The organism is Limnothrix redekei LRLZ20PSL1, from assembly GCF_043235035.1.
Lineage (GTDB): Bacteria > Cyanobacteriota > Cyanobacteriia > CACIAM-69d > CACIAM-69d > CACIAM-69d.
Genome location: NZ_JAZAQF010000042.1, coordinates 68,768 through 82,354, shown reverse-complemented (window position 1 = coordinate 82,354; position 13,587 = coordinate 68,768). Strand labels below are relative to the sequence as shown.

At 46.5% G+C, this 13,587-nt stretch carries 9 protein-coding genes and 1 CRISPR repeat array (1 of these 10 running past the window's edge); all 9 genes read left to right on the top strand.

The window, feature by feature from the left end:
• A CRISPR array of direct repeats spans nt 1-2,195; the repeat unit is 36 nt; unit sequence GTGATCAAACCTCTGATGCCGTAAGGCGTTGAGCAC; it reaches 309 nt to the left of the window's first position.
• 768 nt (nt 2,196-2,963) lie between these two features.
• On the top strand, nt 2,964-3,170 hold the full coding sequence (locus VPK24_RS07155) for a DUF6200 domain-containing protein (RefSeq protein WP_393011779.1): 207 nt from the start codon (nt 2,964-2,966) through the stop codon (nt 3,168-3,170).
• A 349-nt stretch (nt 3,171-3,519) separates the two neighbouring features.
• The gene (locus tag VPK24_RS07150; protein ID WP_393011698.1) at nt 3,520-5,010 is read left to right on the top strand and encodes an ABC1 kinase family protein; all 1,491 of its coding nucleotides are present in this window, start codon (nt 3,520-3,522) and stop codon (nt 5,008-5,010) included.
• A 252-nt stretch (nt 5,011-5,262) separates the two neighbouring features.
• Nucleotides 5,263-6,201: a LamG domain-containing protein gene (locus VPK24_RS07145; protein WP_393011696.1), complete on the top strand. Its 939-nt coding sequence runs from the start codon at nt 5,263-5,265 to the stop codon at nt 6,199-6,201.
• A gap of 166 nt (nt 6,202-6,367) precedes the next feature.
• Nucleotides 6,368-7,264, top strand: coding sequence for a patatin-like phospholipase family protein (locus tag VPK24_RS07140; protein ID WP_393011694.1), 897 nt, complete (start codon nt 6,368-6,370; stop codon nt 7,262-7,264).
• A 407-nt stretch (nt 7,265-7,671) separates the two neighbouring features.
• Entirely contained in the window at nt 7,672-8,730 is a 1,059-nt protein-coding gene (locus VPK24_RS07135; RefSeq protein WP_393011692.1) for a glycosyltransferase, read from the top strand.
• Between the two features lie 511 nt (nt 8,731-9,241).
• A complete protein-coding gene (locus VPK24_RS07130; protein WP_393011690.1) occupies nt 9,242-9,547 on the top strand; it encodes a hypothetical protein in 306 nt (101 codons plus the stop codon).
• 326 nt (nt 9,548-9,873) lie between these two features.
• Nucleotides 9,874-11,172, top strand: a complete 1,299-nt coding sequence (locus VPK24_RS07125; RefSeq protein WP_393011688.1) for a condensation domain-containing protein — start codon at nt 9,874-9,876, stop codon at nt 11,170-11,172.
• A gap of 225 nt (nt 11,173-11,397) precedes the next feature.
• Nucleotides 11,398-12,270, top strand: coding sequence for an ACP S-malonyltransferase (gene fabD, locus VPK24_RS07120; protein ID WP_393011686.1), 873 nt, complete (start codon nt 11,398-11,400; stop codon nt 12,268-12,270).
• Between the two features lie 54 nt (nt 12,271-12,324).
• On the top strand, nt 12,325-13,314 hold the full coding sequence (locus tag VPK24_RS07115) for an acyltransferase domain-containing protein (protein ID WP_393011684.1): 990 nt from the start codon (nt 12,325-12,327) through the stop codon (nt 13,312-13,314).
• Nucleotides 13,315-13,587 lie beyond the last annotated feature (273 nt).

Below are 13,587 nucleotides of genomic sequence, written 5' to 3'. Positions count from 1 at the left end.
GCCGTAAGGCGTTGAGCACAGACGAGGAGCGCGAGAGCCGATTTCATCTGTTACTGTGATCAAACCTCTGATGCCGTAAGGCGTTGAGCACTGATCGGACTCCAGACCGCACTAGACGGTAAAGCGCCAAGTGATCAAACCTCTGATGCCGTAAGGCGTTGAGCACACAGGTCGGGCGATGACGCGATCGACGATATCCCGTGATCAAACCTCTGATGCCGTAAGGCGTTGAGCACGTTAGAGAGTGGGCACGGGTAGATAGGCTTTTGAGTGATCAAACCTCTGATGCCGTAAGGCGTTGAGCACAGCAGATTGACCGCTTGCCCGGTTGGGATGAGGACGGGTGATCAAACCTCTGATGCCGTAAGGCGTTGAGCACACATTCTGAAGCGTCTTGGGCCTGAAATCAAAAGTAAGTGATCAAACCTCTGATGCCGTAAGGCGTTGAGCACACCCCTATCGCTCGACTGTTTGCCTAAAATACTTTGGTGATCAAACCTCTGATGCCGTAAGGCGTTGAGCACGCAATTGGGATCGGGCCAGACTAAAGCGCTACGGCGTGATCAAACCTCTGATGCCGTAAGGCGTTGAGCACGAAGTGGTCAAGCCCAACGACCCAACTATCAAGTAGTGATCAAACCTCTGATGCCGTAAGGCGTTGAGCACTGAACTGGGATCGCGATCGCGCAATCAAGGGTGGGTGATCAAACCTCTGATGCCGTAAGGCGTTGAGCACCAGCGTATAGACTTGCAGCGCCGTCACCCCTCCCGGCAAGTGATCAAACCTCTGATGCCGTAAGGCGTTGAGCACTCGAGGCAAATTTGACCCAGGAACGCAGGCGGGTTGGGTGATCAAACCTCTGATGCCGTAAGGCGTTGAGCACTGCACGGGGGTTTCGGGAGTCCACACCCCTGGATATTGTGATCAAACCTCTGATGCCGTAAGGCGTTGAGCACAGTGATGCCGCCCTCTCTCGCCTGGCCCAAGCCAACGGTGATCAAACCTCTGATGCCGTAAGGCGTTGAGCACATAGTCGTAACGCCAGGTCGTTAAGCTCTTGGGGTTTGTGATCAAACCTCTGATGCCGTAAGGCGTTGAGCACAATTATCGGGGCCGCTGATTTTGGGTCTGATGATGTGATCAAACCTCTGATGCCGTAAGGCGTTGAGCACTGGGATTTCTTCACCGGCACGGATATTGACGGAACGGCGGTGTGATCAAACCTCTGATGCCGTAAGGCGTTGAGCACCCTCAAATTTCTTCGCTGGATCCTACTGAGCCTCTGAGTGATCAAACCTCTGATGCCGTAAGGCGTTGAGCACATATTTGGATTCATCCAAGGGAACGCCCCCTGATTGTGATCAAACCTCTGATGCCGTAAGGCGTTGAGCACATATTTGGATTCATCCAAGGGAACGCCCCCTGATTGTGATCAAACCTCTGATGCCGTAAGGCGTTGAGCACATCCAATGTGTCCAAATTTGGACACTCGGCCTCAAATGTGATCAAACCTCTGATGCCGTAAGGCGTTGAGCACAGTCGGTCGGATCTTGTTTCGACCAAAATTGATCGGTGATCAAACCTCTGATGCCGTAAGGCGTTGAGCACAAAAAGATTTCATTAGCTACGTATGGTCTAAGCACGTGATCAAACCTCTGATGCCGTAAGGCGTTGGGCACAACCCGGTAAACTCCTTGTATAGTCCTAAGTTGCCAGGAGTGATCAAACCTCTGATGCCGTAAGGCGTTGAGCACCGATGGTCTGGGCAGTCTGCTGAAGCGGATCAGTGTGATCAAACCTCTGATGCCGTAAGGCGTTGAGCACGCGAGCTACTGGATGGAATTGTTGATGAGATCGAGCTGCCGTGATCAAACCTCTGATGCCGTAAGGCGTTGAGCACTTTGGGGATTCCCTCTAATCAGTTTAAATGCAGCGAGTGTGATCAAACCTCTGATGCCGTAAGGCGTTGAGCACGCAAGGCCGGCGCGGCTGGCAAGGCTGGAACCAACGGCGTGATCAAACCTCTGATGCCGTAAGGCGTTGAGCACGCCTACAACTTCGCGCCGATTCTGATTCGCTATTACGTGATCAAACCTCTGATGCCGTAAGGCGTTGAGCACTCGAATTGGTTGGTGCAAATCGTGTTCAGGCTGGTGGTGTGATCAAACCTCTGATGCCGTAAGGCGTTGAGCACAGCACCGCACAGCAAAACACTCGATTCAGCCCTGTTCCAAACTTTCCAATCCCGTGAGGTGGTGAGTCTGTCGTCAGATTCGCCACCTCACCTTTTTGATCGCCTCCACCTCCTTCAAATCCTTTCGCATCAGTAGAAACCCGTACTCCCCAAAATCGGAGTTTTAACCCGCCGATTCATACCTGGCTTACTCTCCGCCGCTCTTTGCCTCCGCTTCGTCACCCCCCGATCGCCTGTGATCTGTCACCACGCCACCAATTAATTCAGAAAACGCCAATCTTTCGCGTTCATTGGAGAGAGGAAATCAACCAAAAGAATAATCTTGGCATTTTCGGCTATTCCTCAATTCTGGAGCCTATTCCGTAACCCTCATCTGGAAAGCCTTGTCCCAATTAATCAATTTTAGTTAATTATCTCTTAGGTTTAATGAGACTAATTAGAAAAGCTTGCGTCGATTATAGGCCGCTGAAATATTTGATTTCTTTGCATTTATGCTGTTTTTATGTGCTGAACGATACCTAAAAGCAGAGAAATCGAGCTTTTGCAGGTATAAAAACATTCATCAATCATCAAAATCGATCAAATGTGCAAAGATCGAAAAAATGGTATATTTGAATACGGTTTAAGATGAGATTAAAGAATTTCAAAAACTTGTAAAAAAATAATTCATGGTGACTTTTCCAAAAAAATTGGAGTACACTACCTGGGGAGTGCAGGCGTGCAAATACAGAGCGTCGCCAACCGTTAGCAACGTAAACAGTGACAGTCATGGGAAATAGCACAAAGGCCTCGAAATTTCCGATTGTTATTGAAATGGAGCCACAGGCAAACTCTGACATCGAAGAATTGATGAACTCCGGCAAAGGTCTCATTTGTGACAACGTGTCTGTTGCCCTAGAACAACTGAAAGCCCAAGGAATCTTGCCCGAAAGCATCATCCCCGTATTTGTTGTTGTTGCATCCTCCGACGACTAGTGAAGAACTGATGTGTAATCATCCCCAAAGGCTGCTGAGCTGAAGCCTTGGCTGAAGTTTTGGGGACAGATTTCGCAAGTGTCCGATCGTCCCGTGTAAGCATCAGCGCAAATTAATGATTCAGCCCGATCTGATTCCTATCCCACTGGAATTGCCGCCAGAGCAACGACTGCTCCCGGTTAATGACTTAAATTTCCTGAAGAACCGAATCTTTTTGGTGCTGTACGAGGTTTCTCGGCTAACCCTCAAGTACTCTCTCAAAAATCTAACGGGTGCAGCCAACCTTAAATCAGAGCTGGCTCGGGATATTCGGTCTTCCATCGAAAAGCTGGGGGGATTGCTGATTAAGGTGGGTCAGCTCCTGTCGCTTCGCTTGGATCTCTTCCCTGCCGAAATTTGCCAAGAACTATCCAAGCTTCAGGATCGATCCTATGGATTTTCCCTGGACTATGTTCGGCAAATTATCCAAGAGGAATTAGGTCTTCCTCTGGAGAGGATATTCATTGAGTTTGAAGAGCGTCCCTTCGCGGCTGCGTCAATCTCGCAGGTTCACAGGGCCCGAATCCTGTCTTTCCCTGGCGTAGTTGCTGTCAAAGTTCAGCGCCCAGATGTTGAAGAAAAGTTTAGCCAAGATCTACAGCTCATCCGCTTCCTGCTCTCCCTCATCAAAAAGCTGAAGCTACAAAGCTATGTGGATTGGGACAGTATCAGTCTAGAGCTGGATCAAATGATTCAGGAGGAAATTGATTATCGCTACGAAGCATCCAATCTAGAGCAGATGGCAGCAACGTTGAGTGAACATAACATCTATGTTCCTGCTTTGATTGCTGACTACAGCACCAAAAAAGTCCTGACCACGGAATATATTCCCGGCATCTTGATGTCAGATTATATCCGCGCCGCCAGCACTGATCCCGAATACCTAGAAAAGATTCTTCGACTCAATAATATTGACCCGGAGTTGGTGGGCAAGCGTCTTTTTGAAAGTTTCTTCCGTCAAATGTTGGAAGATAACTTGTTCCATGGGGACTTGCATCCTGGCAACATCATGCTGCTGCGGGATAGTCACATTTGCCTCATTGATTTGGGGGCGATCGGCAGTCTCGATTCCCACTTCTTGCGCTACTACCGACGCAGTATGCGCGCCCTTGGAGAACGGGACTACGATCGAGCACTAGATTACAGCTTGATGTTGTGCGATTCCCTACCCGCAGGAGACATTGAAAACGTCAAAACGCAGCTCACCCAGTGCTATCGTCAGTGGGATGCCAAAATGAACATCCGCAGCCTCTCATACAATGAGAAGTCGATCGGCTCGATCGGTGTTCAAATTGGAACAGTCATGCGCAAGAACCGCATTTCCTCCAGTTGGCAATTGCTGCGAGTCTTCCGCACCTGGGGACTGATGGACGCTTCCTTGAACTATCTAATTCCCAACGCAGATTATATGAGTCTCGTTGGCGGATATTTTCGAGGTGCCGTTAAGCGCAGTCAGTTGCAGATCAAACAACTCGGCATCACTGGCATTGTGATGCAACTCACAGAAAAAGTTGCCGAACTTTCCGATCTGACAACGATCGAGCTTCGTAGTAAAGCAGTTCGCAAGAAAACAGTTGTTGATCAGAAAACCTCGTCAAAGCTCGCTGACAAAGCCAAAAAATTACTCTGGCTGGCGATCATCATTCTGGCTTGGATTTTCCTGCACCAACACCTCGAAATAGCCGTGAACTGGCTACCACCTAATCAATACTCGGCTTGGGCTGAAAGCATCCCAAATCTTGCCATTGAAGTTTGGGTTGGGATCCTAATTTTCTGGGTCTACCTACTCAAAATTCTCTAGTTTTGATGACATTTTTTCTTGGAGGTTAATCTGATTCATGTAGAATATTAAGAAAGTCGAATATGCTTATTCGGCTATCAGGAAATATTCTAGAATTCGCGAGAGATGGTTGTTTTGTGAATTAAATTCAGACCAGCATTAATACTTCGGTTAATACTTCAGTATTTAACACTCCAGTATTAATGAACATGTCTGTCTTTATTCAATAGTTTGGTTTGGAAATGACACCAATCATCCAAGGTTCTAATCGCCATGACTTCAGTACTTCATTTTGATGGTCAGTCGAATTACATCCGAATTCCCCATCAAGAGTCTCTCTCCCCTGTTAATAACTTCACCTTCGAAGCTTGGCTGAACGCTGGGCAAATTGGCGGTTACCTACGCTTATTCTCTAAATTTCCAGGCTTTGGCTTTGGCCTCATCAACGAAGCACTACTTTTTACGGAATATTGGATTTTTGACTATGCAGCCCCCATCGCGATCGAAGCGGGCACTTGGTATCACGTCGCCATCGTCTTCAACGCTGACAACGATGTGCTCTTCTATCTCGATGGAGAGCTAATCCAGACCACCCTAGGCGACACCCCCGCCTCCGCCACCCAAAGCCCCCTCGAAATTGGCCGCAAAGCAGAGGGCCACGGCGAATATTTCCAAGGCGATTTGACCGAAGTTCGGTTCTGGGGCACTGCTCGCACTCAAGAGCAAATTCAAGCCTATAAGTCCTATCGGCTGCTCGGATCCGAGGAAAATTTATTGGGCTATTGGCCATTAAACGAAGGCAGCGGAGATGTCATCCACGACAAGAGCACCGCTGCTAACCACGGCACCTTGTACGGCTCCCCCATCTGGAAGAGCGCCGCACTGGAACTCCCAGAAATTCTTCCCCACATCCCACTGCCGGCTGAAGTTCAAGAAGCGGAAGCCGCTGCCGCCGAAGCCGCTGCCGCAACCGACATCATCCCCAGTCCTGGTTCCTTCCCCATCATTGTTGAACTGGAATCCGATGAAGCAACGCCCGATCGGTGCTTTGAAGAGTTGCTGACCAAAGGAAATGGCGTGATTTACAACGGAGTCACCCAAACCCTCGTCGCCATGCGGGAGCAAGGACAAATCACCAAAGCAACAACCCCCGTTTTTGTCATTATTCGGCGCACTCCTGAAGCCAAGAGCCTACTGCCATTTTCTCTGTAGCATCCCCGAGAGCCAAGGCTAGTTGTCCAAGCCAAGGGTTAGAAAATTCAACAACCCTGAGCCTAAGCTTCCATGCCCCTCACCGCCTCGCCTCAGAGCGTTTCAGAACGAGTTTCACAGGTCAATCAATTCTAGTTACGAGTTCTAGTTACAAGGAGTTTGATTCATGAGCAGCGGTAACTACAAAAACCTGGCACTTCAAGCAGGAGGCGTGTTAGGAACAGCCTACGTAGGGGTTGTGCAAGCCCTGAGTGAGCGCGGTCTTCTCTCCAAATTTGAGCGAGTTGCCGGGGCCTCCGCAGGAGCCATCATGGGAACCTTGATTGCCCTGAGGTTTTCGGCAGCAGAGATCGAAGAAATCATGGTGAACCTGAACCTATCGGAGTTCACCGATCCCACCAGCCCGATTAATCTCGTCCAGAATTATGGTTACTATGCCGGGGATGTTTTCTATAAGTGGATTCAAGACATCATCGCGCGCAAACTAACAACAACCGCCACCTTTGAAGATCTCGTAGATGCTGGATTTGCCGATCTGTATATCTTCGGCACAGACTTGACCGCTCGAGGATTGCGGGAGTTTTCCTACCGCTCCACCCCTGACGCACAAGTTGCGGGCGCAGTGCGCGCTTCCATGTCTATTCCCTTCTTTTTCCAAGCTTGGCAATTTCCTGGTGGCATTCCCGATAACCACTACTATGTCGATGGCGGCTTGATCTTGCCCTACCCCCTGTGGACATTTGATTATCCGCCCTTCATCAGCGAAGACGGCTACAACGAAGAAACCTTGGGAGTGAGCTTAAGAACCGGCTTCAGCCCCTCCGGTCTAGAGAAAAGCTTTGACCTGAAGGAGTATTTTGAAAGCCTATTTGAGGCTGCATCCTCCATTCGAATCAGCTCCAGGAACCAAGAGCGGACGATCACCGTTGACACCTTGAATCTCTCGCCCACTGATTTCAACATGAGCGACGAGAATAAGATGCGGCTAGTGAAAAGTGGTTATGATGCCACCGTAGAATTCTTCAAACTCAAGGATGAACTGGCAGTGATCTCCGCTGCTTAAGTGAGTGATGAATTCATGGGAGCAATGTCATTTCCCCATCTAAATTGGTCATGGTATCGCGTTGACTAACTTGGGTATCTGTTCCCAATCTGACAAGCATAATCAGGGCCAACAAAGGCACTTTATGCGGAATTTCTCTTAATTGGTCAGTTAGCTTCTCTCTGTCCTGCCACAAAGGGATGATTGCTCCCATGAAATTTGGAATTGTCTGCCCCCCTGTCCCAGGACATCTCTACGGGATGATGACCATTGGGCGGGAGCTAGAAAGGCGTGGGCACTCCGTTTACTTATTAGGAATCGGAGATGTTGAACCCTACGCTCGAAAGGGAGGGATTGGTTTTGTTCAAATTGGAAAAGAGGAGTTTCCACCTGGAGCCTTAGACCAATATCTCGACCTCATTCGCAATGTGACAATTTCCACAATTCGTAAGGGCGTTGCCTGGGCAGAGGTCATGTGCCAAGCCCTCTGTCGTGACGGGGCAACGGCTGTTCGTGAGCTTGGCTTAGATGGTCTGTTGGTCGATCAAAGCCAAACGGAGGGAAAGACCATTTCGGACTTAACAGGGATTCCCTTCCTATCCATTTGCAATGCTCTCAATCTGGAGGGCGATGCTTCTGGTGAGGCTCCGCCGCCCTTTGTTTCTTGGTATCCTGCACAAGGAAAAGCCCTATTGCGCCTCAGAAATCGTCTGGGCAATTGGGCTTTTTCTGCTGTCTTGAACCCCATCATCACCACCACTAATAAGCTCAGAAAAGCCCACAGCTTGCCGTTACTTCAAAATTGGGAAAATTGTATTTCGCCCTTGGGTGTCATCAGTAATTTTCCATCGAAGCTGGATTTTTCCAGAGGCTTGAATCAGCGTCCCATTTTTTATACGGGGCCCTACCTGGATGAGCGGCCTAATGATGTGGCCTTTGATTGGAGCCTGTTAGATGGACGGCCTCTGGTCTATGCATCCATGGGCACGTTGCACACAGCTAAAAAGGAGATTTTGAGCGCCATTGTGGCTGCCTGCTCCACGTTGCCTGTGCAGTTGGTTCTGAGTCTGGGGCAATGGACTTTGGAACAAGCTGATCAGTCTTTTCCTGCTGGCACGATCGCCGTACCCTATGCGCCTCAGCTTGCTTTGCTCCGGCGAGCATCCTTGGCAATCACGCATGGGGGCGCGAATACGGTTTTGGAAGCGCTTTCTTTTGGCTGCCCCTTGATTACGATTCCGCTGGCTAGCGATCAGCCTGCTGTTTCTGCTCGTGTCACTTGGGCGGGTGCAGGGACAACCATCGCTCAAAAGCAAGTGGATGCAGTACGGCTACGTCAATTAATTGTTCAGGTTTTGGAGAACCCCGAGTTCAAAAATTGTGCTGGAGTCATGAAGACAGAAATTGAGAATTCTGGAGGTGTGAAAGCAGCGGTCAATGTAATTGAATCAGTCTTTAGCTCTGCTGCCATTTCTGCTGCCCGTTAGGCAATGAAAAAGCTGAAAAAATTGAAATAATGGACAAAATTGATTAACCAAAAGTGACTAAATTAAACCAAGTTCAAGTTACAGTCATACTGTAATTCAATATTGGTAATTCAATATTCAGTGTAATTCAGTACTAATGAGCTAGCGAAAGTCTTGCAGTTTCAGCAATTAGTCACCACAAATTATTACCTCATAAACATTACTTAAATTATTTTGTTAATTATTTCAATAATAATTATTTTTAAGTGTAAGTGCAATTTGAAAATTTTCATATCTACTCAGTTAAATTCTTGCGCCATGGGGCTATGCTCAAAGTGCCCTACTCAAACTTCATTGCCAGAAAATTATTGTTTAAAAAAGGACGATTTTTTGGCAACTGAAATTGATTTCTGCGTTTTTAAGAAATGATTTTTAAAAATCTACTTGATATTCTGATTTGGCTTGACATTTAATGAGGATATAAATTAATCTGAATGAGGATCGAGTTTGATTTTGAGGAATACCAGAAGCCATGCGAACTCCCATTCAGGTTGGATCAGAAATCAAGCGAATCATCACATTTGAGGTTAACTCAATTGGTGAAGCCATGCCGGTTGTGATTTATAAGAAGAAGGTCGTTGACCCTGCTGCTCAACCAGGCGCGATCGAGGCTGCTCCAGTTTCTGCTAAGGGAATTTTGGAAAAGATTGTCGATTCGCAAATTCAAGCTGCCAGTGAGTTCAAAGTTCTCAATGAGCAATCAGGGGAGAAGTGGCTTAAAGACCTGGCTAAGAACATCTCACTCGCCATTGTTAAAGGCGGAGATGCGCTTGCTTAAATGGCGAGTTTTTCAGTTGGACTAAACAAGGATGCTGGCTTGTTTGGCATCCTTGTTTAATCACGATCTCAATCTGCAAAAAGTTCAAATCGGTGAAAACTTAGATATCACACTAAATATCATCAACTTTTTTGCATTGAGATAAAGTTTCTCTGAGAGATTTTGATTGAAAGCTTCTGATTGAAAGCTTGCTTCAGGAACTAATGATATTTTTTGTCGAGAATTTTTCAAAGAGATTTTCGAAAAATTGTTTATCAACAAACACTAAAAATTCCTAGGGCCAACAGTAGCTACAATTTGCCCTTGAAGCGATAAAGGATAAAAGCATGTTTTCGTTTTCAGAATTTCCTGCTTCAGCGCAAGATAAAATTCAATACATCAGTCTGGCAACTTGCAATGGCATTATTCAATGCGTTTTTGCGCTAGATAGTTGTCTTAATGAGGAGCTTTTTTTCAAGAGCTTCGACTTAGTTTTAGACTCAGAAGTGATTCTACAATGCCAGTGGGTAAACAATAGCGTATCGCCCTACTGGTCGTTATCTGAAGAAAAACACAAAGACCGATTTAAACTACTTCAAGTGGTTGATGTGCAACAGGCAGTTGAAGAGTTTATATCTTGCTCGATCGACCCAACAACAGATAGTTTAGTTCAATTGAGAATTTTTCGACATCAAGACGAAAACGCGCTTCAAGATACGTTTTGCCTCAAGATGTCCCACATTGTTTCTGATCTCAGTGGACTCCGATTTTTTCTTCAGTCCCTCGCTGAAACTTACGGGGCACTGCAAACTGGTCAAGAATGTGCCCCGAGTCCTGCGACCATTCGGCGCGATGGATGGCAAGTTTTTAGCAAGCTACCTCCAAAAAAAAGATGGCAATTGCTGCAAAAGGGTAAGAAAAACTTCTTAAAGCCAGGGCAATGGAAAATCCCATTTGATAACTATAATTACGAGGCTCCGACTTATACCACCTACCAATTGGATCAGGAACAAATTGAAAGGCTGACTGAGTATGCCAAAGGGCGCGGGGCTACCTTGAATCAAGTTATGTTGACAGGCTTTTTGCGCGCCCTGCATCGATTCACGGACGCGGAACCCGATTCGTCGCTTCCGATTATCAACACCCTCGACCTTCGCCATTATCTCCGGCATGGAGATATGCCTAAAATTTGCAATCTTTCAGTTCCGTTAGTTTCCAACATTGATTTCAATCGAAAAGACTCTTTTGAAGACACATTATCTGGAATCAAATCAGATCTCATGAGTCAAAAAAGAACAATGCCTGGCATTTTGCCAGCAGTTTCGATGGAAGTTTTATTTCTTGCTCCGTTTTCGTGGATTAGTTGGTTATTTAATCAGGCATTTTCTCAGTTTGCTGAATCAGGAATTTGCACACCTTTATTTTCAGACGGTGGCAATGCTGACATCAGTATTCCAGGACATCAAGTGGTTTATGCCTACGGTTTGGGGCCCATTGCTTATGCTCCAGCTTTTATGATGACGGCTTCTACCTTTAGAAACACTGTCACGTTTGCTGTAGGCTTCTGCGAATCTTCCATTAGTCGCAGTAATATGAACAAAGTATTTGACTTGATGGCGGAGGAATTTGCAAGCTGCACTGTCTGATTTAAACCTTCAATTCCAAGAGTTTGAATTTTGGAATCAGCGCTGTTGATAATTAGCTTGGGTCTCAATTCTATGAATCTGACAAAATAAGAATTGTTGAGCTTTTTTAGATTCCTAATTTTAGGAATCTGTCGCTACAGACTTGTTTCTCAAACTGCTGAACTTGCTTCGCTGAATTTCTTCCTTGTTACCTAAACGCCCTGATTAGCGCACTGAAGGAGCGGCATGATGAACTTAAATGTTGTTCTCTTTCCGGGCCAAGGATCCCAATTTTGTGGAATGGGGAGTGAACTATTTCCTTATTATCCGCAGCTTTTGCAGCAGGCAGACGATATTCTTGGCTTTTCCGTGAAAGAGCTGTGCTTGCATGATCCCAATGGTGATTTGAGCCGGACAGAATTTACCCAAATTGCTTTATTTGTTGTGAATGCCTTGGCTTGGCAGTCCCATATTGATTCGGGTGGGCTTTGGCCTAATGCGGCTTGTGGGCATTCTTTGGGCGAATATAATGCGTTGTTTGCAGCGGGAGTGTTTGACTTTGAAACGGGGTTGAATTTAATTCGATATCGAGGACAATTGATGGGCCGTCAGCAGGGTGGTGGAATGGCGGCAGTGATTGGTAGTAATGCGGAAAAAATTCGCAAAATCTTAGATGATTTTGCATTTGATACGGTTGACATTGCGAACTATAATTCGCCTCGGCAAGTGGTCATTTCAGGGCCCAAGCGCGATATTGATGATTTGGCGGCTGTGTTTGAGGAAATTCCAGATACGAGATATGTGGTGTTGAATGTTAGCGGGGCTTTTCACTCGCGCTACATGCAAGAAGCGGCGCGGGAGTTTGGGAAATTTATTCGAACAATGAATTTTCGTGCTCCGCGCTTTTCAGTGATTGCTAACACTTCAGCGCAGCCGTATACGCTGGAGAATGTGGTTGAGAACTTAACGCAGCAAATTGCGAGTCCGGTGCGATGGACAGAGACGATCGCCCATTTGTGCGATCGGGGAAAATGTACGTTTCAAGAATTGGGAGTGGGCAATACACTAACCCGATTGCTGTATCAAATCTCTCCAGATTTGGTTCCCGAAAAGGTTTAAGAGAAATTTAAAAGCGCAAGTTGCAAGCTCAGTTGAAGACTAGGAGTTGGAGCCATGGCTGCGAAAGTTGTCTTCATGTTTCCTGGTCAAGGATCGCAATATCTGGAAATGGGGCAGGAGTTATACCGCTGTCATCCTGTTTTCCGGAACTGCATGAATGAATTTTCTGAGGTGGCGTTGCCGCTTTTAGACATTCATTTGGCTACTGAGCTGTTTGCTGATTCGCAAACGGCACTATCAAAAGATTCGAGACTACTTTTGTATACGCGATACAGTAATCCGCTGCTATTTACGTTTAACTATGCGGTGGCAGCTACGATCGAGTCGATGGGTGTCATTCCTGACTTGGTTTTGGGATATAGCCTTGGAGAGTTGACAGCAGCCGCCTACAGTGGCGCGGTGGATCGATTTCAATTACTGGTTGCTTTGATTCGCGCATCCTTTGCCTTTGAATCCTACACACCGGTTGGGGGAATGCTAGCTATCTTAGATGGGTTAAATCTCTGGCATCAACATTCCGAGTGGTTCCAAGATACTGCTTTGGCCAGTATTAATTGCAGTCAAAGTTTTGTGGTGAGTGGCCGATCGAGCAGTCTTGATCGGTTAGAGCAAATCTTACAAAATCAATCGGTGTTGTTTCAGCGCTTACCGGTGACCCAAGCGTTTCATTCCCCTTGGATTGATTCAGCCCAAGAGATTATTGCTCGAGAGTTCGATCGCTTACCTCAGTTCCAAACCGGTCGTTTTTGGCGTTATGGGTGTGGCGATCGCGCCGATGACCAGCAACCAACTCAGGCGGTGCGTACTTTTTGGGAAGCATTTCGCAATCCCATTAACTTTGAAAAGGCATTGCAAGGCTTAGAACTAATGGGAACCAATCTTTATCTAGATGTGGGATCAAACGGAACTTTGGCTGGGTTTGTGCGAGTAATTTTGAACTCATCTTCTCCATCGAAAGGTGTTGCAGTGATGGATCGCTTTGGACAGAACGTCCAATCGCTTGAGCGAGCCGTGGATTTAGCGAAAAAATGGCGTTCAGATTAAGTGCTAAATTGCGCTTTAATTAGGCTTTGAAATTCAGAACTCTAAATTCAACATCCAATTCAGCATCTCAATCAAGCTCTCTGGTTCAATCAAATTTTCAAGTTAATTGTTTAAGTTAAGCTTCCAAATTGGATTACTAAATTAGGTTTCTAATTTCAGATCAAATCGATGAGCAAATGGAATCTAAAAATCAGGTTAAAGGATGTCTGAAAAGCGAGAAATTTTGCCTTTTTGTCTGCATCGATCAACAAAGGCAAGGGGCTTAAGCCCCTT